The following is a 26,566-nucleotide window of genomic DNA, read 5'->3' on the forward strand; positions in this document are numbered from 1 at the left end:
ACAAAATAGAAAAAGCAAATTAACATAGGTATCAGAAATTGCTTTCCGAAAACTTTATACGAATCTACCACTAGGGGTGCCTTTATAAGGCTGAGATTGAAGTGTGACTTCAAGACTCTTAGAACCTGATCTGGTTAACACCAGCGTAGGGAAGTGGGGTCGAAACACTATACTTATAATGTTAGCTGTACTAGTGAATTTACCACCTTCTTTGCGCAAGCGAGGAAGGTGGTTTTTTGCATTTTACTTACAATTTTAGGAGGAATGGAGAATGAAATTTTCACAGTTGGTAAGAAAGAAAGCGGATCATATTTGGGAGGCGAGCTTCCATCATCCATTTGTAAAAGGGATAGCAGATGGAACTTTATCATTGGAGTCGTTTAAATATTATGTACTGCAGGATGCCTATTATTTAAGCCATTTTGCAAAAGTTCAAGCATATGCCGGAGCGAAGGCTTTTGATTTACAAACGACAGCAAGACTAGCAGCACATGCACAAGGTACATATGAAGCGGAATTATCCTTACACGAAAACTTTTCGAAACGTCTTGGGGTGACAGAAGCAGAAAAGGCGTCATTCCAGGCAGCTCCGACCGCACACGCTTATACTTCCCACATGTATCGTGCGGTGTTGACAGGCGGATTGGGAGAAGTGATTGCAGCCCTGTTGCCTTGCTACTGGTTATATTATGAAATTGGTGAGAGATTAAAAGACTGCACGCCAGCAGAACCAATCTATCAGGAGTGGATTGCAGCATATGGTGGGGAATGGTTCAAGGAGCTTGTGGAAGAGCAGATCAATAGATTGGATGAATTGGCGGAAAAAGCAACAGAAGAAGAGAAAACGAGAATGCTTGAGTATTTCACCATCAGCAGTCAGTACGAATATTCCTTCTGGGAAATGGCCTACACTTTGGAGCAGTGGCCGGTATCTGAAGCAGTAGTGAAGGCTTAGGGGGGAATTATTATGAGCAAAGGATTAAAGCTTACGGATATATTGGTGACGGTTATTATTGCATTGGTATTCGGGATTGTTTATAAGATTTGGGCCCCGGTGTATAACGTCCTGGCTCCATTCGGTCTGCAGCTTCAAGAGCTGACGTATGGCATGTGGTTCATTGCCGCTACAGTTGCTTATCTCCTGATCAGAAAAGCCGGTGTCGCTTTCCTGGCAGAGGTGGCAGCCGCCTCAGGTGAGTTCCTGGTCGGGTCGGAATATGGATTGATGGTGTTGATATATGGGGTGATACAAGGTCTTTTTGCTGAAATGGTATTTATGGCTTTCCGCTATAAGAGGTTTGATGTGCTTGTAGCATCTCTTGCAGGGGCCGCAGCAGGTGTCGGCTCGCTTCTTTTGGATCTATTTAGAGGCTACCTGTTTGATTATGTATGGTGGAATGTGGCATTGCTGGTCTCTTTCCGCTTGATCGGCGCGATACTTTTAGCTGGAGTACTTGCTTATGTTTTAGTAAAAGCACTAGAAGCAACGGGAGTCACAAGCCTACTGAGACCGGTGAGCAAGGATGATTATGATTCCTTAAGGCAATAGGGAGGCAGAAATGAAACCCATCATAAAATTAAACAATTTAAGGCTCAAATACCCTGGTGGCAATAAGATTTTTAATGATTTGTCCCTTGAGGTCAAAAAAGGGGAAAAAGTATTGATTCTTGGACCCTCTGGAAGTGGGAAATCCACGCTCCTTCAAGTGTTCCCAGGAATTATTCCAAATGTGGTGGAAGTGCCGATGATTGTGGAAGACCAGCTTTTGCCCAATTCATGGGGGTATGTCTTCCAAGACCCTGATGCCCAGTTTTGTATGCCCTATGTAGATGAAGAACTTGCTTTTGTACTGGAAAACCTTTCAGTTCCAAGAGAGCAGATGAAAAGTAGAATTGCGGATGCCCTGGAAATGGTGGGATTGGAGTTGGCGAATCCCCGCTCAAAAATCCAGCAACTCTCAGGGGGGATGAAGCAGCGGCTTGCCATTGCCTCTGTCCTCCTGATGGAGCCAGACGTGCTCTTTTTGGATGAGCCGACAGCTTTACTAGATCCTGAAGGTACTAAGGATGTATGGGACACCATTAAGAAAGTGGCAGATGATAAAACTGTGATCATCGTGGAACATAAAGTGGAGCAGTTGCTCGACTTCGTGGAGAGGGTCATCGTGTTGGATGACGCTGGAAATATAATTGCTGATGGTAAGACGCAAGATGTCTTTAAAACCTCGCTTTCTCATTTAAACCAATATGGAATATGGTACCCGGGTGCTTGGGAGAATTATTTGAAAAACAGAAAACCCTTCTCCATGCTTAACATGGAGGCTGAAACGGTGTTAAAAGTGAACGGTCTTTCAGGCTATCGTGGTAAAGAGAAAAAGATTTATGTGGAGGAAGCGGAAATTCGTAAGGGGGAATGGATTTCCGTGATAGGGGAAAATGGGGCAGGGAAAAGCACATTGCTTGAATCGGTAATGAAGCTGATAAAGACAGAAGGTACCCTAGAAATCAATGGGGAAAAGGTCAAAAGAATCCCCACTGACCTAATCACCTTCGTTTTCCAGAACCCTGAATTCCAATTTGTGACCAAGTCCGTGGAAGCTGAATTAGCTTATTCACTGCGCTTGAGGAAAGTGGAACAAGAAACGGTAATGGAAAAAGTAGAAGAAATGCTGAAGCTTTTTCAGCTGGACTATGTGCGTCATCACCACCCTTACCAACTATCTGTTGGCCAAAAACGAAGGCTTAGCGTAGCGGCTGCAGTCATTCATCAGCCAAGTATTCTTCTATTAGACGAACCGACATTCGGCCAGGACAGCAGAAACACATTTGCCATGCTGGAATGGTTAGAAGCATTAAAGAATGCAGGTGTCTCAATCTTGATGGTCACACATGATGAGCACATCGTATCTGAGTTTTCGGATACCATTTGGACGATAAAAGATGGACAGCTTATCGATATGAGGAGTAAGGAGAGATTAAGAGGCAGGGGAGAAAAGGATGCAGTTGGAGCTTTATAAAAATAAATCATGGATGCATGATATTAATCCGAGCTTTAAACTATCAGGGATGGTCCTCCTCTTTATAGGTGTTCTGTTCATTCATAATATCAATGTGATGCTGAATTTAACAGGAGTTCTATTGTTGGTCTATCTTCTAATGACAGGCCAATCCTATAAACTGAAACTTTTATTACTGGTTCCATTTTTCTTTTTATTTTTCACTTCGGCGATCTCTATGGTCTTGTTTGGTAGAGGAGATACCATCTGGTTTGAATTTGGATTGATAAATGTCTCTGAGGAAAGTTTTTATCGTGGAGTTCACCTGGGTTTACGGTCACTGGCATTTGCTTTTTGCGGGTTGATTTTTGCCCTTACGACCCAGCCGGTATATTTATTTTATTCCTTGATGCAGCAATGGAAGCTGCCGCCGAAATTTGCTTATAGCTTTATGGCTGGTATCCGTCTATTGCCGTTAATTCTAGAAGAATTTCTCACCTTAAGAAAGGCGCTGATTGTTAGGGGAGTGGAACAGAAAGGCAGTTTGTTGAAAAAGGTGTACTTTTACAGCATTCCATTACTATCCCAGAGTATCAGGAGAGCGCACAGAATAGCAGTGGCCATGGAAGCGAAGCGTTTCAGTAATCATGATAATCGGACCTATTATTACCAGATGGGCTACTCCCGGAAGGATCCGTGGTTCGTGCTTTTAATCCTGTTGATGATTGCTTTGTCCCTTTATCTTGGCATAAGGCTACCCTATGTACCGGTAACAGATGTCAGATACAGCGGATAGTATGCATTTCTTTTGAAAATTAGGAATTGTGTGCTATACTGAAGCCATCAATTGAATAACTTGTAACACTAGGGGAGTCAATAGTGACTGAGATGGAAAGAGTAATTTCCAGACCCTTTGAACCTGATCTAGTTTGTACTAGCGTAGGGAAGTGGAAATGTTCTATCACTGTTGGCTTTACATACCACATATAGATGAAAACCCACTCTTTACGTTAAAGAGTGGGTTTTTTGTATTTTATAATGTTGCATTAGAATCCCCTGGTGATTTTAGTGCAAGGTGTGAGACTCCTGAGGGAGATAGCGGTAGGTTGAGACCCAACAGGCAAAGCGAGGCCACTGAAAAACCTAGTAACCTATCTTTTGGATAATTTATAGCTGTTGATTGGAGCAATAGGTTAAGACTCCTACGGGGGAGTAGCGACAATGTTGAGACCCCACAGGGCGTAGCCCGAGGAGGCTCAAGGTCGCCCCGTGGAAAGCGAAGCCGTTTGCGGAAATTAACAGCGGTGTCTTATAAAATCTAACTTCAAAGACTTTTTCAATGGCCACGGCAAAGCCGAGGAGGCTCAAGCACCGCCCCTAGGAAAGCGAACACCTGGAACGGAAATCAACAGGAGTTTGACGGATTTTTAAGATTTTTTAAAAAAGGGTGAGGATCTTTGCAATTACATCTTATTACAGATGGTAAAAAAACAAAGGAAGAGCTTGTTGCCATCTTGAGTGAAGTTCATGAGTCAGTGGATTTCATCCATGTAAGAGAAAAACATCGAAGTGCACAGGAAGTCTTTGAACTGGTAGATGAACTGATAAGATCTGGGGTCCAGCCAGGGAAAGTCATTATAAACGACCGTGTCGATGTTGCCCATGTGCTTCATGTCGGAGGCGTACAAGTGGCCTATCACAGTCTTGGAGTTTCAGAGATTCGCAGAAATTTTCCCGAATTAAGGATCGGTAAGTCGGTACATAGTTACGAAGAGGCCATACAGGCAGAAATAGATGGGGCTGATTTTATTCTATTTGGCCATATTTATTCGACCTCTTCCAAGGAGGGGTTGGTACCTAAAGGTCTGATGGAATTAAAAAAGTTAACTAAATCCTTGAAGGTACCCGTCATTGCCATAGGCGGAATAAGTCCTGACAAACTTCAGGAGTTAAGAGCTTCTGGAGCGGCAGGGATCGCGGTCATGTCCGGAATCATGGATGCAAAAGATAATGTTCGTGCAGCGAAAGCCTTTCAAGCAGCATTGCTTGCCGAAAAGGAGGAGATTGGATGAATAAAATCTATGACGTAATTATTATCGGTGGTGGTGTCAACGGCTGTTCCATTGCGTACTATCTTGCCGGTGAAGGAAGAAGTGTATTGCTTTTGGAAAGGGAAAAGTTGGCGGGTAAGGCATCGAGTGCAGCTGCCGGCATGCTTGGAGCACAAGTGGAAGTGACGGAAGAAGGAGCACTTTTTGATATCGCCAAGGAAAGTAGGGCGATGTTTCCCTCTCTTCAATACGAATTGAAAGAGCACTCGGGAATCGACATAGAACTTGTGCAGAAAGGAATGCTGAAGCTTGCCATGAATGAGGAAGAGGCACGGCATCTAAAAAGCACGATAGACTTTCAACAGAAGTTAGGGGAACGGGCAGAGTGGCTTGCCCCAGAACAAGTAAAGAAAAGGGAGGGGCAATTATCGGATGCACTGGTAGGGGCTATGGATATTCCAATGGATGGGCATGTGAACCCAGAACGCCTTACTCATGCATTTGCAAAATCGGCAGTCAATCTTGGAGCGGAAGTGAAAGAGTATGTAGAGGTGTACTCGCTACTGATGGATGGGAGTAACGTTAAAGGTGTCGAAACTAGCAACGGAACGTTTCATGGAGAAAATGTAGTCGTTGCTGCAGGAGCCTGGAGTAAAAGGGTGCTTGGGGAGTGCGGCGTGACAGTTCCCGCATATCCGGTAAAAGGGGAGTGCTTCTCTGTCATCACAGACCGCCCATTGCTCGCAAGTACTATTTTTACAGAAAGCTGTTATCTTGTTCCGAAAAGTGGAAACAGGCTGGTTATCGGAGCCACGATGATCCCTGATACTTTTTCCGAGAATGTTACGGTAGGTGGGCTTTTTCAGTTAATGGGGGAAGCTGCCAGAGTGCTTCCGGCTTTGAAGAGTGCTACATTTGAGAGGTCTTGGTCAGGTATACGCCCGCAAACGGGGGATAGTCTTCCTTATCTGGGGCAGCATCCGAAATATAAGAATCTTGTCATCGCTACTGGACATTATCGAAATGGAATCCTACTATCCCCTATCACAGGAAAACATGTAACAAAAATGATTCATGGTGAGCCCATGCCTGTTTATATAGAAGCATTCAAGTTAGATAGATTAAAAGAATATGCAAGGGGTGAGTAGTTTGAAACTAATCATTAATGGTGACCCTATTGAAATTCCAGATTCAGTGAAGACCGTATCTGAACTGTTAGAGCATTTTCAACTGGATCAGAAGGTAGTCATAGTGGAAAAGAACAAAGAGATTCTGCAAAAGGAACATCATGTGGCAGAGAACGTGCAAGATGGAGATCAATTCGAATTAGTACATTTCGTAGGAGGCGGTTAATATGTTAAAAGTTGGTTCATATTCATTTAATTCCAGGTTGTTGTTAGGAACAGGGAAGTACCCAGACTTTGATATTCAAAAGCAGGCGGTGGATGTTTCAGAATCGGAAATCCTGACATTCGCTGTTAGAAGAATGAACATCTTTGAAGCAAGTCAGCCAAACTTTCTGGAAAAATTAGATTTGGAGAAATACACATTGTTACCGAACACAGCAGGTGCTAAAACGGCCGAAGAAGCTGTAAGAATTGCTAAGCTTGCGAAGGCTTCAGGGCTTTGCGATATGATTAAGGTGGAAGTAATTGGTTGTTGGAAAACACTATTGCCAGATCCGGTCGAAACGTTGAAGGCAACGGAAGAACTTTTAAAAGAAGGATTTACGGTGCTCCCTTATACTTCAGATGATGTAGTGCTTGCTAGAAAACTAGAAGAGCTTGGAGCCCACGCCATCATGCCAGGTGCCTCCCCAATCGGTTCCGGACAAGGAATCATTAACGAATTAAATTTAGGCTTTATTATTGAACAGTCCAATGTACCGGTTATCGTGGATGCAGGAATCGGTTCACCAGCAGATGCTGCGAAGGCGATGGAATTGGGAGCAGATGGAGTGCTATTGAATACGGCTGTTTCAGCAGCAAAAGATCCCGTGAAAATGGCAGAGGCTATGAAACTTGCAATTGAAGCTGGGCGTCTCGGTTATGAGGCTGGAAGAATGGAAAAGAAACGTTATGCGACAGCCAGCAGCCCAAGTGAAGGAATGAGTGTGGGATAATGGATCGATATTCACGTCAAACTCTTTTCGCACCGATTGGAGTGGACGGTCAAAAAACCATCGGTGAGAAACACGTGTTGCTCATCGGTGCTGGGGCATTGGGCACGGGAAATGCAGAGGCGCTGGTAAGAGCTGGAGTAGGAAAGATCACGATCATAGACAGGGATTATGTGGAGTGGAGCAACCTTCAACGTCAACAGCTTTATTGCGAAAAGGATGCACGTGAAAAGCTGCCAAAAGCGGTGGCAGCTAAGGATCGGCTACACCTGATCAATTCGGAAGTGGAAATAAATGCACATATTGCCGATGTAACGGCAGATATGTTGGATGCGCTAGTGAAAAAAGAGAAGTTCGACCTATTGCTTGATGCAACCGATAACTTTGATATCCGCATGATTATGAATGATATAAGTCAAAAGCATAGTGTTCCTTGGATATATGGAGCATGTGTGGGGAGCTATGGTATTTCCTTTACGGTTTTTCCAGGCGAAAGCCCCTGCTTGCAGTGTTTGTTAAAAACCGTACCACTGGGAGGAGCAACCTGCGATACGGTCGGAATCATTGCCCCAGCTGTGGGGATGGTGGTCGCCCATCAAGTTACAGATGCGTTGAAAATCCTTTCTGGGAACGGAAGGGAGTGCAATCGCAAGCTCGTTTCCTTTGACATGTGGAAGGGGCAGTATGTCTCCTTAAATGTAGCGGGATTGAAGAACCCCGAGTGTTTAAGTTGTGGAGAAAATAAGACGTATCCATATCTGTCTTTTGAAAACCAGACGAAAACGGCAGTCTTATGCGGAAGGGATTCTGTGCAGATAAGGCCGGTGGAAACAATGTCAGGAGGAAGAGATTTGGGGGTTCTTAAGGAGCTTTTAATAACTCAGGGAATAAACGTGGAATCTAACCCTTACTTGATGTCCTTTCAAGTTGAAGGAAATCGTTTGGTAGCTTTCCAAGACGGTAGAGTGCTAGTTCATGGAACAAAAGATATTGCTAGAGCGAAAACTTTGTATCACCAATATTTAGGATAAGGGACTGAGAAACCTATGGTAGCAAAAGTATTAACAATTGCAGGTTCCGATAGTGGCGGAGGGGCCGGCATCCAGGCAGATATTAAAACGTTCCAGGAGCTGGATGTGTATGGGATGTCTGCCATCACAGCCTTAACCGCCCAAAACACATTAGGGGTTCAAAGCGTCTATCCGATCCCCGTTGACATGGTATTGGAACAATTGCATTCCATTGCAATAGATTTAAGCCCTGATGCGTTAAAGACTGGAATGCTTTTCAGCGGGGTCATCATAGAATCGGTAGCTGACAAGATCAAAGAATATGGCTGGGGAAATGTAGTGGTGGATCCTGTAATGATAGCAAAAGGCGGGGCAAGACTTTTGCAGAAGGATGCCATCAAAGCTATCCGCGAAAAACTCTTACCACTTGCGACTGTAACTACGCCGAATATTCCTGAAGCAGAGGTGCTGACGGAAATGAACTTGGATACAATGAACAGGAGGAAGGAAGCGGCCCGAATGCTTCATAAACTTGGAGCCTCTCATGTAGTCATCAAAGGCGGACATGGGGAAGGGGACGAGTTAGTTGACCTTGTTTATGATGGCAGTAGCTTTTTGGAGTTGAAAAGCAAGCGCGTTGACACAACACATACCCATGGAACAGGCTGTACGTTCGCTGCGGCTATTGCGGCTGGACTTGCTAAGGGGTGTACAGCAGAGGATGCCATCGTGACGGCTAAACGATTTATTCATCTTGCCATTGAGGTAGAGCTTGGTATTGGAAGTGGTCATGGCCCTACCAATCATTGGGCATACCGAAAAGCAGGTGTTGGGGTATGAAGAGGGAGTGGCTGAACCTATATTTTGTGATGGGGAGTACTGATTGTGATGGTCGCGATCCTAGGGTTGTGCTGCAGGAAGCAATCAATGGAGGTGTAAGTTTTTTTCAGTTTCGTGAAAAAGGGCGTGGTGCCAAGGTAGGGATGGAAAAAAAGAAGCTTGCACGGGAGCTTAAGGAAATCTGTAAGAGGCATGATATCCCATTTATTGTGAATGATGACATTGAATTAGCTTTGGAGGTTGAAGCAGATGGTGTGCATATTGGGCAGGAAGATACACCTTTTTCAATGGTAGCGGAACGTCTAACACCTGAGATGATTATCGGTGTATCATGTCACACGGTGGAAGAGGCTGCAGCGGCTGTGGATGATGGGGCAGATTACATTGGAGTAGGTCCCATGTACTTTACTACGACCAAAAAAGACATCAGGGAAGTAAAGGGGCCGGAGGTAATCAGGGAGATTAGGCATGCTGGATTGACGGTTCCGATTGTAGGAATTGGCGGCATCGATGCGGGAAACGCTTTGGATGTGTTAGAGGCTGGAGCAGATGGAGTTGCGGTGATTTCTGCCATCTCAAAAGCGGTATCGGCTTTTGAAGCAGCGGAAGAGTTTTGTCGTATTCACAACATTGTCACAAAATAATCACTAATTCTTCCAATTAATGATATAATAAAATCACCATTTACTTTATAACATGTTTGCATTTATTCCCCTGCTCTTAAATTAGAGTGGGGGTTTTTTTTTGATCAAAATGCAACGCCATCAAAAAAGAGCCTGCCGCACAAAAGCAGCAAGCTCCAAAATTTATTATTTTACAACCGCTGCTTCTTCCTTCTTCATATCAATAGAGGGTCCGAAAAACTCGTATCTGATATTTTCCTCACCGACTCCAAGTTTTCCAAGCATCGAGATAACGTACTTCATGAATGGAACAGGTCCACACACATAATACAGAGCGTCTTTATCGATGTTTAATGCCTTTAACATGTTTTCTGTGATGAAACCTTGTTCATGAAAAGCTCCTAATCTTACATCCTCATCTGATGGATTTTCATAAACAAATAATTTTTTCCCATTCTCCATTATTTCAATGGTTTCTCTGACTTCATCTTTAAATGCATGTACAGAGCCATTTCTCGCAGCATGAATAAAAGTGGTTGGTCTTGCCGGTTGTTCTTTGGCAATGGTCTTTAACATACTTAGCATTGGTGTGATTCCAACTCCACCGCTTATTAGGTAAACAGATGTGCCTAGATTTGTTTCAAGAATGAAGTCCCCAGCTGGTGCCGTCACCTCCACTGTATTTCCTGTTTCCACATTGTCATGAAGATAATTCGAAACAGCCCCGTTAGGATTCCCAATTTCTTTTTTGACAGAAATTCTAAAATATTCCCCATTTGATGCATCTGACAAACTATACTGACGGTTAAATAAATTCGTTTCTCCTGGAATAGAAAGTCTAATAGTAATGTATTGTCCCGGAGTGAAAGAAGGTACAGCAGCACCGTCGGAAGGCTTCAAATAGAAGGAAGTAATAAGATCGCTTTCCTCGACTTTTTCCACCACTTCAAAGTTTTTGAAATCTTCCCAGCCGCCCGTTTGTTGAGCTGATGCCTCGTACATTTCTTTCTCAACAGTAATGAAGACATCTGCAATTACACCGTATGCTTCTCCCCATGCTTCAATAATTTCATCTGTTGCTGCATCTCCGAGAACAGCCTTAATTGCTTCAAGTAAATGTTCCCCGACTATCGGATAATGCTCCGGTTTAACGGCTAAACTTCTATGTTTGTGGGCGATCTGTTTTACAGCAGGCAAAAGGACTTCCAACTGATCGATGTAAGTAGCTGCTGCATATATCGTGTTTGCTAAGGCAGTTTGCTGACGACCTTTCTTTTGATTGGCATGATTAAAAATATTTAATAACTCTGGATGATTGGTAAATAAAGTTTTATAGAAATGAGTAGTAAATTCCTCACCTTTTACGGCTAAGACTGGAGCAGTTGATTTAACAATTTGTATAGTATTTGAGCTAAGCATCGAAATGCTTCCCTATTAAAAAAAGATATATTTTAAATACATCTTTATTATAAAGGAAGGATTAGATTAAAGTAATATATAAAATACATCTTTAACAAATTAGTCACAAGTTAGGCTTAGCTCAGGATTTGACTTCATATCATTTCCTCAATAATAGAATAAAAACCAAAACAAAAAGGCTCCCATTGCTGGGAGCCCTTATATGCTGTGCTATAAATTATGCTTTGTTAACGTTAGCAGCTTGGTCGCCACGGTTACCTTGAACGATTTCAAATGTAACAGATTGACCTTCTTCTAAAGATTTGAAACCTTCGCCTTGGATCGCTGAGAAGTGAACGAATACGTCGTCTCCGTCTTGGCGCTCGATGAATCCGAAACCTTTTTCTGCGTTAAACCATTTTACTGTACCTTGTAACATGTTGTTACCTCCTAGTGTGCTTGCCACACAATGTATTACTATTCTTGCTCTTAAAAATATCAAGGCGAAAGTTAAATCTTAACTTTGAATCCTTACATACCGAACAAAAATAATTCTACTTAAGAATAACAGTTTCACCCAAAAATAGCAAGGGGAGAACACAAATACACTAAACTGTGTGGAGCTTCGTTGTAGAAGGGGAAATTCCTTTGCGGGTCTGTCCCCTCTCTTTTAATTTAATAAATGTAACATGAATGAAATATTTCAATTATTGTAATTTTGGTGATTGACAAGTGCTTGTCCGCGGTGGTAAGTTTAAAAAGTGGAAATTATATGAAACTAATTCAAATTATGAAGGAAAGGGAGGGTTCGATGATGATTAAATTAATGACAACTGAAACTGTAGTTCGTAAATCCATCAATTTAATAAATATCGTGACCTGTCCTGAAAGAAATTCGGTTATTGTTTACTAATCGAATTATCTATTCCTTTCAACGTATAGACGTATAAGGATTTCTTTGTGGGAAACACAGGTCACCATCAGGGCGTGACGTGTGCTTTTTTTATGGAGAAAAAAGGTGGCATACCGAGGATCGTTCGGTATGCCACCTTTTTGTTTTGAAAAGTTTCTATAATTTTCCAAAAACCGAAACAATGGAAGTCTCAACGCTTCCATATAAACAGGAGGAATACAATATGGGAAATGTTTATGTTCGTTTAATGATGTACAAAGTGGCTTCAGATGGAGGGTAGCAAGAAACTTGAATTCAGCATAGAAGGGAGAGTTTTTCATTATGTTTTCAGTACTAGGAAAATTGGGTTGGTTTTTTAAAGAACATTGGAAGAGATATACAGTAGCAATTGCACTACTTATTTTTGCAGGAATCTTAGAGGTTATTCCGCCGAAGATGATCGGAATGGCCATTGATGATATACAAATAGGTGCCTTCACGCCTGAAAAGTTAATGCAATACGTAATTTTTCTAACCATATTGGCGATAGTCATTTATGGGATTACCTACACATGGATGTATCAGCTTTTTGGAAGCTCCTTCTTAGTGGAAAGATCACTAAGGTCAAAATTGATGGGCCATTTGTTAAAGATGACACCTACATTTTATGAGAAAAACCGCACGGGGGATTTAATGGCAAGGGCAACGAATGACTTGAAAGCCATTTCCACCACAGCAGGTTTCGGGGTTTTAACACTCATTGATTCTAGTGTGTTCATGTTGATCATCTTGGGGACGATGGGCTTTATGATCAGTTGGAAGCTGACATTAGCAGCTATCATTCCACTACCATTGATGGCAATTGCTATGAATATATATGGGAAGAAAATTCATCAGCGTTTTACAGAAGCGCAGGATGCTTTTGGAGATATGAACGACAAAGTCCTCGAATCCATTGCAGGGGTCAGAGTTATTCGCGCCTATGTACAGGAAAGAGCGGATCAGGGCAGATTTCATGAGATGACGGATGATGTGTATAAGAAAAATGTAAAAGTTGCCATCATTGATTCTCTCTTTGAGCCGACCATTAAACTGCTTGTCGGGGCAAGTTACCTAATTGGTCTCGGATATGGGGCTTACTTGGTTTTCCATAAATCAATTACTTTAGGCGAGCTCGTGGCGTTCAATGTATATTTGGGAATGTTAATTTGGCCGATGTTTGCAATTGGTGAGCTAATCAACGTCATGCAGAGGGGAAATGCATCGCTCGATCGTGTTAACGAGACCCTAGCTTACAAAGAGGATGTCCGCGATCACCATGAAACGATAGATGTGTCTACTCCTTCCATGATTGAGTTCAATCAAGTTACATTCAAATACCCTTCCTCTAATGCGGAAAATTTAAAGAATGTTTCTTTCCATCTAAAAGCAGGGCAAACACTTGGGATTGTCGGGAAAACAGGAAGCGGGAAAACAACATTGATTAAGCAACTTTTAAGAGAGTACCCACTTGGTACAGGTACCATTAATATAAATGGGGTGGATTTGGAAAAAATCCCGTTGGATACGGTTCAAGGCTGGATTGGCTATGTGCCACAGGATCATATCCTATTCTCGCGGTCTGTTAAAGAAAACATCTTATTTGGAAAAGAAGATGCAACGGATGAAGAAATTGCGCAAGCGATCAGATCATCTGCTTTTGAAAAAGATCTAGAATTGCTTCCGGAAGGGCTGCAGACGTTGGTTGGAGAAAAAGGAGTATCGTTATCAGGAGGACAGAAACAGCGTATTTCCATTGCACGTGCCCTTATTGCAGATCCTCAAATATTGATACTTGATGATTCATTATCAGCAGTCGATGCGAAAACAGAAGCAACAATCATTGAAAATATTAGAAATGAACGCGCTGGAAAAACAACAATAATTACCACACACCGCCTATCTGGGGTACAGCATGCTGATTGGATTATTGTGTTGGAAGACGGAAAAATTGTAGAATCCGGCATGCATGACCAGTTGATGGCCATCGGAGGCTGGTACAAAGAACAGTTTGTTAGGCAGCAAGTTCAATCGCCAAAAGGAGGCGAGGTTTTAACATGAAAGACATCAAAGAAATAAAATCAGGCAAACGCCTATTTCAATATGCACTAACTCAAAAGAGAATCATCATTATTGCATTGTTCATGCTGTCCATTGCGGTTGCAGCAGAATTGACTGGTCCTTTTATCGCTAAAAGAATGATTGACGAGCATATTCTTGGCATTGAAAAAGCTTGGATCGAAACAGAGCAAGATGGTGAAAATCGAGTATATTTTGAAGGAAACTATTATGGCAGGGAAGACAGGGAAGAAGAAAGTGCAACCTCTGAAAACACAGCAAGGATACTTCAGGTCGGCAGAGAGTATTATTTCTTGCCTTCAGATATCCGCTTTGATGGGGAAAGGTCTGCTTCTAATAGTGAGGTCACCATTAGAAGAGGAGAAGAGGAGCAAAGCTATCCTGCGCAAAAATTGACTAACAGTGAATTGATCAACTTTTATCAGCCAGAAGTAAAATATATTATCTATCTTGTAGGGTTATATTTTGCCTTGCTTGTAGTGGCTTCATTTTTTCAATACGGCCAAAGTTATTATCTTCAGACATCTGCCAACCGCATCATTCAGAAAATGAGGGAGGATGTGTTTGGGCAGATACAGAAATTACCGATACAATACTTTGATCATCTCCCTGCAGGGAAAGTAGTATCAAGGATTACCAATGACACGGAAACGATCAAGGAGTTATATGTAACAGTCCTTGCAACATTCTTTTCGGGACTGATTTATATAACTGGAATTTATATCGCATTATTTTTACTTGATGTAAGGTTGGCCTTAATTTGCTTGACCTTAATACCGATTCTAATTGTATGGTTTATTTTTTACCGTAAATATGCCTCTGTTTATAATCATAAAATCAGAGCGCTTCTAAGTGATATAAACGGGAATATTAATGAGTCTATTCAAGGGATGACCATCATCCAAGCCTTTAGACGTCAAAAGAAGGCAACAGAAGAGTTTGAAGGGTGGAATGAGCAGCATTTCACTTACCAAAATAAACTGTTAAGTCTAAATGCGTTAACATCCCATAACCTTGTGGGGGTACTTAGGAATATTTCATTTGTCGTCGTGATTTGGTATTTTGGAGGTGCTTCTTTAGGGATTGGAACCATTGTTTCACTAGGGGTTTTATATGCATTTGTTGACTACTTAGGTAGAATGTTCGGTCCGATTACCGGGATGGTCAATCAATTGGCAAACCTAGAACAGGCACGTGTGTCTGCGGTCCGCGTGTTTGAGTTGATGGATGAAGCGGGAGTTCAGGTTTCTGATATAAAACATCCCCGCTATGAAGGAAATGTTTCCTTTCAGTCTGTTTGGTTTGGTTACAAGGAAAATGAATATGTGTTAAAGGATATTTCCTTTACTGCTTCAAAAGGGGAGACAGTAGCACTGGTCGGGCATACTGGATCAGGAAAGAGCTCGATCATGAATCTTTTATTCCGTTTTTATGATATTGAAAAAGGGAAAATCGTCATTGATGGGCAAAACATTCAGGAATTGCCCAAACAGGCAATCAGACAGCATATGGGAATCGTACTTCAGGATCCGTTCTTGTTTACTGGGACGATTGCATCTAATGTAAGTCTAGATGATTCCTCCATTTCCATGGATCGCGTGAAAAAGGCACTAGAGGATGTAGGGGCAATGGATTTTATCAACGCCTTGCCAAAAGGACTGGAGGAGCCAGTGATTGAAAAAGGAAGTACGTTATCTTCCGGACAACGTCAACTGATCTCCTTCGCACGTGCTCTTGCGTTCGACCCGGCTATCTTGATTCTTGACGAGGCGACAGCAAGTATTGATACAGAAACGGAAGCCGTTATCCAGCAGGCATTAGAAGTATTGAAAAAAGGAAGAACCACTTTCATCATTGCCCACCGACTTTCTACTATTAAAAACGCAGATCAAATACTTGTACTTGACCGCGGAGAAATAGTGGAGCGAGGCAACCATTCCGAACTAATGGAGAGAAAAGGCAAGTATTATCAGATGTACGAATTGCAGCAAGGTAGCAAGGATCTTGCTGTCTAAAATCTTGAGGCTACAGGGAGGAAGATTCCCCGTAGCCTTTTTGTTATTTTTATGGATATTGGGAGAAAATAAATATGTAAAACAAAGTCTTTGACAAGCTTAAAGACTTCTTATACTATACAATATGTTGCGTGAAAATAATTCATATAAGAATACTGGGGGTTTAACAGAATGAAGAAAATTTTATCTATATTCACATTACTTTTACTATCTGCAGTAGTGTTAACTGCATGTGGTACAACGAATAATAACGGTGCTGGAGGAGATGCTCCTAAAGAATCGGATAATCTTCTTAGCAAGGTGGAAGAAGAAGGGGAACTTCTAGTAGGAACAGAAGGTACATACCCTCCATTTACATTCCATGATGAGTCTGGAAAGTTGACAGGTTTTGATGTAGAAATAGCAGAAGCGATTGCTGAAAAAATGGGTGTAGAAGTAAAATTCATGGAAACACAATGGGATGCTATGTTTGCAGGTCTTGATTCTAAGCGCTTTGATATGATTGCAAACCAAGTGGGAATCCGTGAAGACCGTTTAGAAAAATACGATTTCTCAGACCACTATATTACTTCAGCTGCAGTACTAGTAGCAAAAGAAGATAATGATGAAATAAATAGTTTTGAAGATATTGAAGGCAAGAAGTCTGCTCAATCTCTAACAAGTAATTATGCAGATATTGCGCGTGAGTATAAAGCTGAAATTGAAGGCGTTGAAGGATTCAACCAAGCGGTAGAACTAATTAACTCCAATCGTGTTGATGTAACGATCAATGATAAATTATCTGTTCTTGATTTCCAAAAAAACCGTCCAAATGCACAAATTAAAATTGTTGATGAAGCGGGAGATGCAGCGCAGAGTGGCATGATGTTCCGCAAAGGCAGTGATGAGTTAGTAGAAGCGGTAAATAAAGCACTTGCTGAAATTATCGAAGACGGAACGTATGAAGAAATTTCAGAGAAATGGTTTGGTGAAAATGTACTTAACTAATATCCTGACAGATCCTGAACGTTTAGATAGATGGATGACAATCGCACAAAGTTCCCTTCTCCCTTTGGTGAAGGGAGCTTTGTCTTATACAATCCCATTGACGCTGCTTTCCTTCAGTTTTGGGTTGATGATTGCCATTTTAACGGCATTGGCACGAATATCGCCTGTAAAACCATTACAGATAGTAGCTAGAATTTATGTTTCGATTATTCGTGGAACTCCTCTTTTAGTGCAATTATTTATAATTTTTTATGGATTGCCTTCCATTGGGATTACCATCGATTCTTTTCCAGCCGCAGTGATTGCATTTTCCTTAAATGTAGGAGCATATGCATCGGAAATAATCCGTGCGGCGATCCTTTCCACACCAAAAGGACAATGGGAAGCGGCATATTCCATGGGGATGAGTTATCCTCAAGCGCTTAGACGAATCATATTGCCACAGGCAGCAAGAGTTTCGATTCCACCATTGTCTAATTCATTTATTAGCTTGGTAAAGGATACATCGCTTGCTTCCTTAATTCTCGTAACAGAGATGTTCAGGGTGGCGCAACAGATTGCTGCAACCAACTATGAATTCCTGTTACTTTATGCGCAAGCAGGCGCCATCTATTGGGTAATATGCTTCTGCTTGTCACTTGTTCAAGGTAGAGTGGAACGCCGTTTGGACAGATATGTTGCAAAATGATTTTTTTAGAAAACAGCCATTTATAAAGGAGCTCAAGATATGATATCAGTACAGAGCTTATACAAGCAGTTCGGAGAGTTAGAAGTATTAAAAGGCATCGATTTAAACGTGGAGCAAGGAAAGGTGGTAGTGGTAATAGGTCCATCTGGATCTGGTAAAACCACCCTTCTGCGTTGCTTGAATATATTAGAAACTCCTACTTCCGGTAAAGTGGAAATCGATCAGCAAGCCCTTGATTTTTCCGGAAAAGTATCTTCCAACAAGATTGCCAGCTTTAGAAGACTAACTGGTATGGTGTTTCAAAGTTATAATCTATTCCCTCATAAAACGGCCCTTCAGAATGTGATGGAAGGTCCAATCACAGTGAAAAAAGAGGCAAAGGCAAAGGTGGAAGAGAGAGCTAAAAGGTTGCTTGAAAAGGTTGGCCTTGGAGATAAACTGGACTTTTATCCTTTTCAGCTTTCAGGCGGCCAACAGCAACGTGTCGGAATTGCCCGCGCACTTGCAATGGAGCCGAAAGTGATGCTGTTTGATGAACCTACTTCTGCACTAGATCCCGAACTTGTCGGAGAGGTGCTAAGAGTAATGAAGGAATTGGCACAGGAAGGGATGACCATGGTGGTCGTTACCCATGAAATGAAATTTGCCAAGGAAGTGGCAGATGAAGTGATTTTCATGGATGACGGAAAGATTGTCGAGAAGGGGAAACCTGCAGAGATATTTGAAAATCCAAAGACAGATCGAACGAAGCAATTCCTTCGTATGATTGAAAGTGGAGTTTGATTATATAGAAAATCCCCGTTACTGTTAAAAGTGACGGGGATTTCATTTAGCTTTAACTTGGTTGTTTTTTTGAGGTAGCAATGAAAAAAAAGCTGTAGTTTCAAAGGAAAATGCGTCAGTTTTTACTGTGTTTTTTTGGTTCGGACACTTTGCTTCTATCTTTGGACAAAAAAGGGTCTTATTTGTAAAGGTTTCAGACTAATTTCCACAGACTACGGTCAACTTTCACAAAACTTCGGTCAAAAATCAAAAATCTTCGGACATTTGAACAGACCAAGCTAATAAATCAGCATCAAATGTATTTCTGCATATAGTCTGTATCAATCTTATTCTTCAGCTTCCATGCTAGCTTGCTGTGAATTGTAAAGCGTCCGTATTGCAGTAAGGCTTCTTTATTACCTGTGGATAGTAATGATAAAAACTGACGTTGGGGAGTGAATGTAGAACACACTTCACCATTTAAGTAGCTGGTGATGTTTTTCCAAAGCAACTCCGCTTGTCTCACAGCATATACGCCGTTTTTAGGAAGGTCAGGAAACGATTCAAGAGTTATACAATCACCTGCTCCAAAAATGAACGGTAGCCCTTTAGCTTGAAGTGTTTTTTCAGTCAAAAGAAAGCCATTCTGATCACAAGGAAGCGTACTTCTCTTAAAGATGTCAGGTGAGCTTGGGCCAGTCAACCACAGAACTTGAGAATGAGGTAGGCTTCTTCCGTTTTGTGTTATAACATGACTCTCATTCATTTCTTCTACACTATCATCCTCAATTACTGTAAGTCCTTTCCATACAGCTATTTCTTTTATCACTTTGGAGGTTTTGCTGGAGGAAGAGGGCAACAGCTTCGAGGAAGTAATCAGTTTGACATTAGTGGGATAGCCGTTTTTCTTTCTCCAAGCCGTAATTGCTAAGGCAATTTCTACCCCTGAAGCCCCGCCCCCGACAACCACTGGGAAATCAACATCGCGGTATACCTTCAGCATATCTGCAAAAAGGTAATTTGGTTTAATTTGAACCATGTATTCTTCAAAAGAGGAAGGCCCCTCTATGTATGAGCCTGTATCAAATGAGACTACACTGAAAGGAATACTGGCCCCAGCCTTTGTCATAAGGGTTTTATCACAAACAGAAACCTCGGTAACTATATCCTCAGTAAACGTTACCCCTGCTTTTTCAGCCATGTCTTTTAAATCGATTCTTATTTCATCTTCTGAGTACAAGCCTTCGGTATACCCCGAAAACATACCTGAGTAGTATTGATACTGATTTGGTGAGATTAACAAAATGTTTTGATCTGGAAAAGGGAATTTATTTTTCCTTATATCCAACAAACACTTCAAATGGGCGTGGCCTCCACCAACTAATACAATGTTCAATCACTTCGCCGCCTTTATGGTTTTGGCTAAAGTGTAATATATTATAGGGGTAAATACTAATTTAATGAGTCAGGGCTTCTCCTTTAGGAGAGGGATCATATTTTCTGGGGTTGGGTCCGTATTTGTTATCGTGCTCACTTTCAATGCATGCGAATACTAAAAGAATTATCCCTCCTACAATCGGTATTAATATGATTAAATACCACCATCCGCTTTTACCAATATCATGAAGTCTTCTTACATTTATGGAAATAACGGGTATGATTGTCCCGAGGATAAAAATTAGATAAAAGAGACCAAAGATACCAACGATTATTTCGGAATCTTGATAAAAGTAAGCTACAAACATAGGTATTACCCAAAAATGACGGAATGTACAAGCGTGAAAATCCAATACTCCTTCCTCCTAGCCCTCCCACTAAAATTAAAATAGTTTCTAAACCCCTCTAAATACCAGTGCATCTTTTTTCCTCCTATTCACAACCTAATTTAAAAGCTTCAAGTTTCAATACCCAAACCACAAAATCTTTATACCATTTTTTGAAAATATGTTAATATATACAAATTAAATTCTAGTAATAACAAAGCAAGGCACCCCAAAAATGAGGTGCCTCAAGCCATACATATAAAATTATGTTGCTACATAAAAACTAAAACTTATCTTCCGCCTAGGGATTGCTCAGCCATTTGAACTAGACGCTTAGTGATTTCTCCACCAACAGATCCGTTAGCGCGAGCAGTTGTGTCTGCACCAAGATTTACACCAAATTCAGTTGCGATTTCGTACTTCATTTGGTCGATAGCTGCTTGAGCTCCAGGTGCTACTAATTGATTTGACGAATTGTTTCTGCTTGCCATGATGTGATTCATCTCCTCGTACTATAGTTTTGGCTGGACCAACTGGGGTTGCACCAGTAAGTGCAGAGGTCTCTGCTGCCGTCTAGGCTTGGTCCATTGGGTGATAAGTTGTTACTTGTATTATAGGAATTTCCTAAAATCTTTATCCATTTATTTTTAGGTAATTTATGGATATTGTCTATTTTAGTAATACGCATATTTGTAGATAAGATGTAAAAATTAATGAAAAGCAGAAGTAGTAAGGAACTGGAGGGGCTTTTATGGAGATATGTCCGCTATGTAATGGGTTGGAAGAATATCATGGCACATGCGAATCTTGTGGCAGCATGCTTAATGATACTGGGAAGGTGACGGACTATTTGGATGACTACAGTGCATATATGGAGATAAACCTGTTGAAGATGGTGGATGGAGATGTAAACAGTGTGGAAAATCATATTTGCCTACATTTGTTCAATTGTGCAGTTTGCCAAAAAGAGCAGATCATTCCTATTCAAGAATAAAAAAACAGGCCGGTAAGGGCCTGTTTTGTAAAAGTATATTATTTAGAACGAATACGAGATTCTGTTTCAAGGTCGAAGAAGTGGCATTTGTTCATATCCAATGCAAGTTGAAGCTTTTGTTGAGGCTTCACGTCTGTACGGGAATCAACACGTGCTACGAAATCTTGGCCGTTGATTTGAGAGTAAAGCATAGATTCTGCACCTAGAAGTTCAGATACTTCAATTACAGCTGTAATAGTAGTACCAACAGATGATTCAATGAAAACAGGCTCATCGTGGATATCTTCTGGACGAATTCCAAGGATGATTTCTTTTCCTACATATCCTTGTTCGCGAAGTACCTTCATTTTTCCTTCTGGAACAGCAATTTTCTGTTCGCCGATTAGGAATGCTCCATCTTCAAGTTTACCGTTGAAAAAGTTCATAGCAGGAGATCCAATGAATCCGCCTACGAATACGTTTTCTGGGTTTTCGTAAACTTCTTTTGGTGAACCAACTTGCTGGATGATACCGTCTTTCATAACAACAAGGCGTGTTGCCATTGTCATTGCTTCAGTTTGGTCATGCGTTACATAGATAGTTGTCGTTTGCAGGCGTTGGTGAAGCTTAGAAATCTCAGCACGCATCGCTACACGAAGCTTTGCATCAAGGTTGGATAAAGGCTCATCCATTAGGAAGACTTTTGCATCACGAACGATTGCACGACCTAGTGCTACACGTTGACGCTGACCACCGGATAATGCTTTTGGTTTACGATCAAGGTATTGCTCCAAGCCAAGGATTGCTGCAGCTTCTTTTACGCGGCGGTCAATCTCTTCTTTAGGGAACTTACGTAATTTTAATCCGAATGCCATGTTGTCATAGACATTCATGTGCGGATATAGTGCATAGTTTTGGAATACCATTGCGATGTCGCGGTCTTTTGGTGCAACGTCGTTCATTCTTTTGCCGTCAATTACGAAGTCACCTTTTGAGATTTCTTCAAGACCAGCAATCATACGTAGAGTTGTGGATTTACCGCAACCTGATGGACCTACGAATACGATAAATTCTTTGTCTTTGATGTGTAAGTTGAAGTCTTTAACTGCTGTTACGTCGCCTTCGTAGACTTTGTAGATATGATTGAGTTGTAATTCTGCCATGTTTGTTTCCCCCTATGAAATCGTTTTCTTATTCTTTTATTAGTTTACCGAAAACGCATACATTTCGTAAATGTACAAGTTGCACAAAAAAAAGCAACGTCTTTGTGCAACGTTACTTTTCGATGATTATTATTGCTAGGTAGGCGGCCATTGCGCCTTGGAAGTTTTTTATGTCTAGGCCTGTCCGTTCAATGAATTTATCAATTCGGTATTGAAGGCTGTTACGGTGCATGAAGAGTTTTTTGGCTGTTAGGGATACATTCATATTATTTTCTATATACACTTTTACGCTTTGCAGAAGTTCTTTTTCATCTTCCGGCATCGTGCCAAACATTTTCTTAATATATGAGATGTGTTCGGCATCTATGTTTTCGATCAGCATGTAAGGGAGGGCATGTTGGAAGGTATGGATATTTGTCTGCTTCCTTGCTTGTAACGATCGTTCAAAGCATGTTTGCTCCCAGTGAAATAAGTCTGTTAAGTTTTCCTCTAAATGGGTGTATGTTCCGATATACAATTTTACATTTGTATAAAAGTCGGAGGCGGTGATGTCGATGATGTCATGAAGAGGGACAGTTTCTTCCGTTTTCACTTCGGGCAAAAAGTCGACAATCACGCCGGAAGTGAAGTTTTTCCATACAATCTCCAAATTGTTATCAAAAAACGCAATTAGAGCTTCTTTCCATTCCTCTTTGTTCAACAATGGTTCCGAAAATTCAAAGTGGATAAAGCGGAAAGGCCTTGGTTGGGTGTATGGATTCTTTTGAGAAGCTTGGCCAAATAATAATTCATGCCACCACTGTTCCTTTTCACTCATGGATAGTTGATGTTCTTCAACCTTTTGTAAAAAAGTTTCTAATAGCAATATATCTTTTGTAGTCAACGCTTCTTTTTCTATTCCATAATAATCATTGTCTGAAGAAGTGAACCAAAGATAACGTGAAAAACTATGTGGGGCAGATGTCTGGATGAGAGCATCCTTAAATATTTTTTTTAATTGGTTGTACATGCTTAATCCCTTTCCTTTTGAGCTATTCTTTCTATTATATCGAAGAGAACGCAGTATACAAAGGAATTAAAAAACTCCTCCTTAAAGGGAAGAGTTTTATTGGTTTTCTGTTGGAGGTTCTTCTTTGACCAAATCTCGTGCTTCTTCTATGTTCGTGTAGCGCTCTCTTTCAAAGACAGTTCCACCTGCAAGTCCTTCATTGATATATCTGTCTATATCCATGAAATACTCATCTCGACCTTCATTTTGTGGGCCTTTATCCTTCTTTTTCTCGTCAGACATAAAAATTCCCTCCTTTTTAGTTAGTTTATCTAAAGGAGGGAAAATGATTCTTCAATCGTAAACGTGAAATAGCATGAGTTCTTGTATCTGCGCTTCCACCGCTTGTTTTTCTTCTTCGGAAAAGGTCTGTGATTCTGGCCATTCTATGGAACCGTTTTTGTGATAGACAGCTTTAATGGCGTGCCCTTTGTAAAAAAAGGAAAGATGCCAGCCAGGTAGTTGGTTGTTTTGATAGAAAGGTTTTAATTGAAAGTGTGAAATCATGCCTTTTCCTCCTCATGATGTAATGTCGACTTGTAACATTATTCGACATTACGTGGAGGATTCCTGCATAAGAAATCCAGAACGGTCATAGAAAACCTTGGTAATACTCTCAGTGGCCCGTTGTTTGATTATGGACTCATCAAAATCCATCGGCTTGGCATTTAATTCAAAAATGTAATGTTTACCTTCAGGAGTAATTCCAATGTCTGCCGAAAATTCCCCAATATCATCGTAGAAGGAAGTGAGCTGTTTTCCACATTGGTTAATTAGCTCTTCTATTGTTTCATGGTCGGTTGTAACCGGAAGTTCTTCTGTCGCTACTATTACGCCGCCAGAAGGGATATGGGTGGTTACCTGCTGTTTCTTAGCCATTCGAACGCCAACCCCAGTAATAGCAAAGCGGTTGCCACTTGAGTGAGCCAATACTCTATAATCGAATTTCTTGCCTTTCATCGGCAAAGTGGTTATGGCTTCTTGGATGATGTAAGAATTTAAGGATCCCTCTTTTTCAAAATAACTGGCTAGTTTACTTATCGAGGGAAATAGGACGGTGGTAGTGGTTGTTGATTTCATTAAATAAGTGTTTCCGTTTCGTACGATCAGGAAAACGCCTTTTCCTTTCTTGCTTTTTCTTTTCTTTACGTACACTTGAGGGTATGTTGTTAGGTACTCGGCTAAGGCTTCTTCAGATAGAAGGTCCGTTTTTGGTAGATGGTGTTTCAATAACTCATTATCTCTCAGCTGTAAATATAACTCCCATTTATCAAAAAAATGAGGATTGAAAACGGGAATGTGATAAAGAGAGGTCAGTTTTTCTGTTTGCTCTAAGAAAAGTTTTTCGTCCTCATATCGCGACAAGCGGTTATACAAAAGATCTGGAAGTGGAGTTTGTATTCTCACCCAATGGTCGTGCGTTGGCAGATAACAAAACCCATCCATTCCATCCTCTGTAAGTTGCTGTGGAGTAACTATTATTGATAAACCACCAGATTGTTGGAGGTTTCGTTGTATTCTTTTAAAAAGGCCGATATTCCCTACAAATCCGTCCTTTTTTGGACTGGCTAGGATACCGATGAGCGGACCTGCTTTCATGTCCTTTTGCAGAAAAGAAAAGCTAAGAAATTTGCTGGTATGCTCATTTTTATATGGGACAGAAAAGTACTTTCCCATTGTCACTTTCTTCTCATCATCAAAGCGCTGGTACCAAGACTGGGAGGCAATCTCATAAAAAAGTTCAATCATGAAAAAACACCTTCCGGATTTTTTATTGTATGTTCGGTCAAATACACCGCATATTCAATAGACAGCTTGCGTGTTAAAATATCTTCGTTTCTCAATTTTGGATGATAGAAGATGGAGCGGCCAGGTTTGGAATTTGCTTCAAACATCCAAAGCTTGTGCTCTTTATCAAGTCCAAAATCAAATCCAATTTCACCGATAAACCCCGGCATATGTGTATCAATGGCATTGCTTATTAAAAGGGAAGCTAGAGACAATTTATGGATGACTGCCTCTTGTTCGGTTTTATCTGAAAAGATTTCAGAAACCGTCTTGATTACTCCGCCGCTGTTGGCGTGGGTGGTAATGCTTCCTTTGCCACTAAGTTTCGCGGCCATCGCACTTACAACCCAATTTCCTTGCTCGTCTTTATTTGTATGAACGCGAAAATCAACGAGGGAATCATCCACTTTGAGTAATGGAATGCCTTGTTGAATGAGATAACAGGACAAGTCCTTATTTTTCAAAACATGAGTCAATAAGGCTTCAAGGGAAGAGGAGCGCTGCAGTTTATTGACAAAGTCCTCATTTTTATAGCGTGCGTAATATGTTTCTTCTTCACGGTTATAAATGATTTTGTAAACGCCAAGGCCAAGACTGCCATTTGTAGGTTTCAAATAAATGAAAGGATACTTACATAATAGTTTTTCCATTTTCGCAATGGACACGTCATTATGCGTTTCTGGGAGGTAAGGGACGATATTTTCTTCAATCATCAGCTTTTGATGGATATCCCATTTGTTAAAAAAGCCAGGGTTGAACCATGGAATTGCATAATCTGTTTGCATCTTTTCTCTCGTTTGGGCAAGTAGCCTGTGTTTTTCTGTCCGCCTGTTGGGAAGGCGATCGTAAACGACATGTGGAAAAGGGAGAATCTTTTTTTTCCAGCCATGTTCTGTAAACATGAAGCCTTCCATTGTACCCTCTTTCCAATCAATGTGATTGGCACCGAAAAGAAACATATAGGCACCGACTTTTCTTTCGGTTGAAAGCAGTTTGGAGAAAAACAAAGAACGTTCTCCTATAGGCCGAATCATGGAACTGGTAAAGCCAGCTGTGAAAATTCCAATCAGTGGGCCAAGGTGAAGAGTGCCTTCATGGACGAATACATGGATGTTCCCTTCATAAGGAAGGAGCAACTTTTTAAATAATGATTCGGAAAGATAAAGAGAATGCCCGCCATGTAAAATTCCATGGCAGGGATACTGGTGTGTTCCAAAAGCTATCGATTCTATGTGGACGTCGCTGATCTGTTCTGGAACAAGAATTTGGTGTTCTTTTAAGTCATCTCTGCATTTAACAGGTATGAGTGCTTTCATCATCATCAACTCCCGT

At 41.1% G+C, this 26,566-nt stretch carries 28 protein-coding genes, 1 pseudogene and 2 riboswitches; of the genes and pseudogenes, 18 read left to right on the plus strand and 11 right to left on the minus strand.

Features of this window, described 5'->3' with window-relative positions; translation table 11 throughout:
• Nucleotides 1-62: 62 nt before the first annotated feature.
• Nucleotides 63-169, plus strand: a riboswitch (TPP riboswitch).
• Between the two features lie 102 nt (nucleotides 170-271).
• The 11 genes from tenA (at nucleotide 272) to thiE (ending at nucleotide 9,660) form a co-directional block, all read left to right on the plus strand.
• A complete protein-coding gene (gene tenA, locus B4U37_RS06130; RefSeq protein ID WP_088017512.1) occupies nucleotides 272-955 on the plus strand; it encodes a thiaminase II in 684 nt (227 codons plus the stop codon).
• A gap of 12 nt (nucleotides 956-967) precedes the next feature.
• Entirely contained in the window at nucleotides 968-1,549 is a 582-nt protein-coding gene (locus B4U37_RS06135; protein WP_088017513.1) for an ECF transporter S component, read from the plus strand.
• A 10-nt stretch (nucleotides 1,550-1,559) separates the two neighbouring features.
• Nucleotides 1,560-3,017: an ABC transporter ATP-binding protein gene (locus B4U37_RS06140; RefSeq protein ID WP_088017514.1), complete on the plus strand. Its 1,458-nt coding sequence runs from the start codon at nucleotides 1,560-1,562 to the stop codon at nucleotides 3,015-3,017.
• The gene (locus B4U37_RS06145) at nucleotides 2,998-3,792 is read left to right on the plus strand and encodes an energy-coupling factor transporter transmembrane component T family protein (protein ID WP_088017515.1); all 795 of its coding nucleotides are present in this window, start codon (nucleotides 2,998-3,000) and stop codon (nucleotides 3,790-3,792) included. The genes B4U37_RS06140 and B4U37_RS06145 overlap by 20 nt, the downstream gene beginning before the upstream one ends.
• A 60-nt stretch (nucleotides 3,793-3,852) precedes the next feature.
• A riboswitch (TPP riboswitch) is annotated at nucleotides 3,853-3,959 on the plus strand.
• Between the two features lie 494 nt (nucleotides 3,960-4,453).
• Nucleotides 4,454-5,068 carry a thiazole tautomerase TenI gene (gene tenI, locus B4U37_RS06150; protein WP_088017516.1) on the plus strand — a complete coding sequence of 205 codons (615 nt, stop codon included), beginning with the start codon at nucleotides 4,454-4,456 and terminating at the stop codon, nucleotides 5,066-5,068.
• Nucleotides 5,065-6,195, plus strand: a complete 1,131-nt coding sequence (gene thiO / locus B4U37_RS06155; protein WP_088017517.1) for a glycine oxidase ThiO — start codon at nucleotides 5,065-5,067, stop codon at nucleotides 6,193-6,195. Before tenI ends, thiO begins: the two co-directional genes overlap by 4 nt.
• Nucleotides 6,188-6,400, plus strand: a complete 213-nt coding sequence (thiS, locus tag B4U37_RS06160) for a sulfur carrier protein ThiS (protein WP_425444099.1) — start codon at nucleotides 6,188-6,190, stop codon at nucleotides 6,398-6,400. The genes thiO and thiS overlap by 8 nt, the downstream gene beginning before the upstream one ends.
• A gap of 1 nt (nucleotide 6,401) precedes the next feature.
• Nucleotides 6,402-7,169 carry a thiazole synthase gene (locus B4U37_RS06165; RefSeq protein ID WP_088017519.1) on the plus strand — a complete coding sequence of 256 codons (768 nt, stop codon included), beginning with the start codon at nucleotides 6,402-6,404 and terminating at the stop codon, nucleotides 7,167-7,169.
• Complete coding sequence (locus B4U37_RS06170; RefSeq protein WP_088017520.1) at nucleotides 7,166-8,197, plus strand: thiazole biosynthesis adenylyltransferase ThiF; 1,032 nt, start codon at nucleotides 7,166-7,168, stop codon at nucleotides 8,195-8,197. Before B4U37_RS06165 ends, B4U37_RS06170 begins: the two co-directional genes overlap by 4 nt.
• Nucleotides 8,198-8,212: 15 nt before the next feature.
• Complete coding sequence (thiD, locus tag B4U37_RS06175) at nucleotides 8,213-9,016, plus strand: bifunctional hydroxymethylpyrimidine kinase/phosphomethylpyrimidine kinase (protein WP_088017521.1); 804 nt, start codon at nucleotides 8,213-8,215, stop codon at nucleotides 9,014-9,016.
• A complete protein-coding gene (thiE, locus tag B4U37_RS06180) occupies nucleotides 9,013-9,660 on the plus strand; it encodes a thiamine phosphate synthase (protein WP_088017522.1) in 648 nt (215 codons plus the stop codon). The genes thiD and thiE overlap by 4 nt, the downstream gene beginning before the upstream one ends.
• Nucleotides 9,661-9,825: 165 nt before the next feature.
• Here the strand turns inward: thiE and hmpA are convergent, their stop codons facing one another.
• On the minus strand, nucleotides 9,826-11,058 hold the full coding sequence (gene hmpA / locus B4U37_RS06185) for an NO-inducible flavohemoprotein (RefSeq protein ID WP_088017523.1): 1,233 nt from the start codon (nucleotides 11,056-11,058) through the stop codon (nucleotides 9,826-9,828).
• A gap of 217 nt (nucleotides 11,059-11,275) precedes the next feature.
• Nucleotides 11,276-11,476: a cold-shock protein gene (locus B4U37_RS06190; protein ID WP_010198513.1), complete on the minus strand. Its 201-nt coding sequence runs from the start codon at nucleotides 11,474-11,476 to the stop codon at nucleotides 11,276-11,278.
• 333 nt (nucleotides 11,477-11,809) lie between these two features.
• Between B4U37_RS06190 and B4U37_RS21895 the strand changes: the two genes are divergently transcribed.
• The 6 genes from B4U37_RS21895 to B4U37_RS06220 all read left to right on the plus strand — a co-directional run bounded on the left by B4U37_RS21895 (nucleotide 11,810) and on the right by B4U37_RS06220 (nucleotide 18,520).
• Nucleotides 11,810-11,950: a hypothetical protein gene (locus tag B4U37_RS21895; RefSeq protein ID WP_157663726.1), complete on the plus strand. Its 141-nt coding sequence runs from the start codon at nucleotides 11,810-11,812 to the stop codon at nucleotides 11,948-11,950.
• Nucleotides 11,951-12,271: 321 nt separating this feature from the next.
• Complete coding sequence (locus tag B4U37_RS06200; RefSeq protein WP_088017525.1) at nucleotides 12,272-14,029, plus strand: ABC transporter ATP-binding protein; 1,758 nt, start codon at nucleotides 12,272-12,274, stop codon at nucleotides 14,027-14,029.
• Complete coding sequence (locus B4U37_RS06205) at nucleotides 14,026-16,062, plus strand: ABC transporter ATP-binding protein (protein ID WP_425444100.1); 2,037 nt, start codon at nucleotides 14,026-14,028, stop codon at nucleotides 16,060-16,062. Before B4U37_RS06200 ends, B4U37_RS06205 begins: the two co-directional genes overlap by 4 nt.
• Nucleotides 16,063-16,233: 171 nt before the next feature.
• A complete protein-coding gene (locus B4U37_RS06210) occupies nucleotides 16,234-17,049 on the plus strand; it encodes an amino acid ABC transporter substrate-binding protein (protein WP_088017526.1) in 816 nt (271 codons plus the stop codon).
• Entirely contained in the window at nucleotides 17,036-17,737 is a 702-nt protein-coding gene (locus tag B4U37_RS06215) for an amino acid ABC transporter permease (RefSeq protein WP_088020180.1), read from the plus strand. Before B4U37_RS06210 ends, B4U37_RS06215 begins: the two co-directional genes overlap by 14 nt.
• Nucleotides 17,738-17,776: 39 nt before the next feature.
• Entirely contained in the window at nucleotides 17,777-18,520 is a 744-nt protein-coding gene (locus tag B4U37_RS06220; RefSeq protein WP_088017527.1) for an amino acid ABC transporter ATP-binding protein, read from the plus strand.
• Nucleotides 18,521-18,812: 292 nt separating this feature from the next.
• Here B4U37_RS06220 and B4U37_RS06225 read toward each other — a convergent pair whose 3' ends face one another.
• The 3 genes and pseudogenes from B4U37_RS06225 to B4U37_RS06235 all read right to left on the minus strand — a co-directional run bounded on the left by B4U37_RS06225 (nucleotide 18,813) and on the right by B4U37_RS06235 (nucleotide 20,753).
• Entirely contained in the window at nucleotides 18,813-19,895 is a 1,083-nt protein-coding gene (locus B4U37_RS06225) for an FAD-dependent oxidoreductase (RefSeq protein WP_088017528.1), read from the minus strand.
• Between the two features lie 61 nt (nucleotides 19,896-19,956).
• Nucleotides 19,957-20,357: pseudogene (locus B4U37_RS06230) on the minus strand (DUF805 domain-containing protein).
• A 195-nt stretch (nucleotides 20,358-20,552) separates the two neighbouring features.
• The gene (locus B4U37_RS06235) at nucleotides 20,553-20,753 is read right to left on the minus strand and encodes an alpha/beta-type small acid-soluble spore protein (RefSeq protein WP_010198503.1); all 201 of its coding nucleotides are present in this window, start codon (nucleotides 20,751-20,753) and stop codon (nucleotides 20,553-20,555) included.
• A gap of 260 nt (nucleotides 20,754-21,013) precedes the next feature.
• On the opposite strand from B4U37_RS06235, the gene B4U37_RS06240 reads away from it, so the two are divergent.
• Nucleotides 21,014-21,256: a hypothetical protein gene (locus B4U37_RS06240; protein WP_088017529.1), complete on the plus strand. Its 243-nt coding sequence runs from the start codon at nucleotides 21,014-21,016 to the stop codon at nucleotides 21,254-21,256.
• A 38-nt stretch (nucleotides 21,257-21,294) separates the two neighbouring features.
• Here B4U37_RS06240 and B4U37_RS06245 read toward each other — a convergent pair whose 3' ends face one another.
• From B4U37_RS06245 to B4U37_RS06270, 6 genes are all read right to left on the minus strand, one after another.
• Complete coding sequence (locus tag B4U37_RS06245; protein ID WP_088017530.1) at nucleotides 21,295-22,398, minus strand: ABC transporter ATP-binding protein; 1,104 nt, start codon at nucleotides 22,396-22,398, stop codon at nucleotides 21,295-21,297.
• Nucleotides 22,399-22,510: 112 nt separating this feature from the next.
• The gene (locus tag B4U37_RS06250) at nucleotides 22,511-23,407 is read right to left on the minus strand and encodes a PucR family transcriptional regulator (protein ID WP_088017531.1); all 897 of its coding nucleotides are present in this window, start codon (nucleotides 23,405-23,407) and stop codon (nucleotides 22,511-22,513) included.
• A gap of 96 nt (nucleotides 23,408-23,503) precedes the next feature.
• A complete protein-coding gene (locus tag B4U37_RS06255; RefSeq protein ID WP_088017532.1) occupies nucleotides 23,504-23,689 on the minus strand; it encodes a hypothetical protein in 186 nt (61 codons plus the stop codon).
• A 51-nt stretch (nucleotides 23,690-23,740) separates the two neighbouring features.
• A complete protein-coding gene (locus tag B4U37_RS06260) occupies nucleotides 23,741-23,953 on the minus strand; it encodes a YheE family protein (RefSeq protein WP_088017533.1) in 213 nt (70 codons plus the stop codon).
• Nucleotides 23,954-24,001: 48 nt separating this feature from the next.
• The gene (locus B4U37_RS06265; RefSeq protein ID WP_088017534.1) at nucleotides 24,002-25,195 is read right to left on the minus strand and encodes a YheC/YheD family protein; all 1,194 of its coding nucleotides are present in this window, start codon (nucleotides 25,193-25,195) and stop codon (nucleotides 24,002-24,004) included.
• Complete coding sequence (locus tag B4U37_RS06270; protein WP_245840062.1) at nucleotides 25,192-26,556, minus strand: YheC/YheD family endospore coat-associated protein; 1,365 nt, start codon at nucleotides 26,554-26,556, stop codon at nucleotides 25,192-25,194. The genes B4U37_RS06265 and B4U37_RS06270 overlap by 4 nt, the downstream gene beginning before the upstream one ends.
• Nucleotides 26,557-26,566 lie beyond the last annotated feature (10 nt).

Origin of the sequence: Sutcliffiella horikoshii, from assembly GCF_002157855.1 — a bacterium.
GTDB classification, from domain to species: Bacteria; Bacillota; Bacilli; order Bacillales; family Bacillaceae_I; genus Sutcliffiella_A; species Sutcliffiella_A horikoshii_C.

Excerpts from the sequence above, each read along its gene's own strand:
- tenA (WP_088017512.1), top strand. The coding sequence starts at position 272 with ATGAAATTTTCACAGTTGGTAAGAAAGAAAGCGGATCATATTTGGGAG.
- B4U37_RS06135 (WP_088017513.1), top strand. The coding sequence starts at position 968 with ATGAGCAAAGGATTAAAGCTTACGGATATATTGGTGACGGTTATTATT.
- B4U37_RS06140 (WP_088017514.1), top strand. The coding sequence starts at position 1,560 with ATGAAACCCATCATAAAATTAAACAATTTAAGGCTCAAATACCCTGGT.
- B4U37_RS06145 (WP_088017515.1), top strand. The coding sequence starts at position 2,998 with ATGCAGTTGGAGCTTTATAAAAATAAATCATGGATGCATGATATTAAT.
- thiO (WP_088017517.1), top strand. The coding sequence starts at position 5,065 with ATGAATAAAATCTATGACGTAATTATTATCGGTGGTGGTGTCAACGGC.
- B4U37_RS06165 (WP_088017519.1), top strand. The coding sequence starts at position 6,402 with ATGTTAAAAGTTGGTTCATATTCATTTAATTCCAGGTTGTTGTTAGGA.
- thiD (WP_088017521.1), top strand. The coding sequence starts at position 8,213 with ATGGTAGCAAAAGTATTAACAATTGCAGGTTCCGATAGTGGCGGAGGG.
- thiE (WP_088017522.1), top strand. The coding sequence starts at position 9,013 with ATGAAGAGGGAGTGGCTGAACCTATATTTTGTGATGGGGAGTACTGAT.
- hmpA (WP_088017523.1), bottom strand. The coding sequence starts at position 11,058 with ATGCTTAGCTCAAATACTATACAAATTGTTAAATCAACTGCTCCAGTC.
- B4U37_RS06190 (WP_010198513.1), bottom strand. The coding sequence starts at position 11,476 with ATGTTACAAGGTACAGTAAAATGGTTTAACGCAGAAAAAGGTTTCGGA.
- B4U37_RS21895 (WP_157663726.1), top strand. The coding sequence starts at position 11,810 with ATGAAACTAATTCAAATTATGAAGGAAAGGGAGGGTTCGATGATGATT.
- B4U37_RS06200 (WP_088017525.1), top strand. The coding sequence starts at position 12,272 with ATGTTTTCAGTACTAGGAAAATTGGGTTGGTTTTTTAAAGAACATTGG.
- B4U37_RS06205 (WP_425444100.1), top strand. The coding sequence starts at position 14,026 with ATGAAAGACATCAAAGAAATAAAATCAGGCAAACGCCTATTTCAATAT.
- B4U37_RS06210 (WP_088017526.1), top strand. The coding sequence starts at position 16,234 with ATGAAGAAAATTTTATCTATATTCACATTACTTTTACTATCTGCAGTA.
- B4U37_RS06215 (WP_088020180.1), top strand. The coding sequence starts at position 17,036 with ATGTACTTAACTAATATCCTGACAGATCCTGAACGTTTAGATAGATGG.
- B4U37_RS06220 (WP_088017527.1), top strand. The coding sequence starts at position 17,777 with ATGATATCAGTACAGAGCTTATACAAGCAGTTCGGAGAGTTAGAAGTA.
- B4U37_RS06235 (WP_010198503.1), bottom strand. The coding sequence starts at position 20,753 with ATGGCAAGCAGAAACAATTCGTCAAATCAATTAGTAGCACCTGGAGCT.
- B4U37_RS06240 (WP_088017529.1), top strand. The coding sequence starts at position 21,014 with ATGGAGATATGTCCGCTATGTAATGGGTTGGAAGAATATCATGGCACA.
- B4U37_RS06245 (WP_088017530.1), bottom strand. The coding sequence starts at position 22,398 with ATGGCAGAATTACAACTCAATCATATCTACAAAGTCTACGAAGGCGAC.
- B4U37_RS06250 (WP_088017531.1), bottom strand. The coding sequence starts at position 23,407 with ATGTACAACCAATTAAAAAAAATATTTAAGGATGCTCTCATCCAGACA.
- B4U37_RS06255 (WP_088017532.1), bottom strand. The coding sequence starts at position 23,689 with ATGTCTGACGAGAAAAAGAAGGATAAAGGCCCACAAAATGAAGGTCGA.
- B4U37_RS06260 (WP_088017533.1), bottom strand. The coding sequence starts at position 23,953 with ATGATTTCACACTTTCAATTAAAACCTTTCTATCAAAACAACCAACTA.
- B4U37_RS06265 (WP_088017534.1), bottom strand. The coding sequence starts at position 25,195 with ATGATTGAACTTTTTTATGAGATTGCCTCCCAGTCTTGGTACCAGCGC.
- B4U37_RS06270 (WP_245840062.1), bottom strand. The coding sequence starts at position 26,556 with ATGATGATGAAAGCACTCATACCTGTTAAATGCAGAGATGACTTAAAA.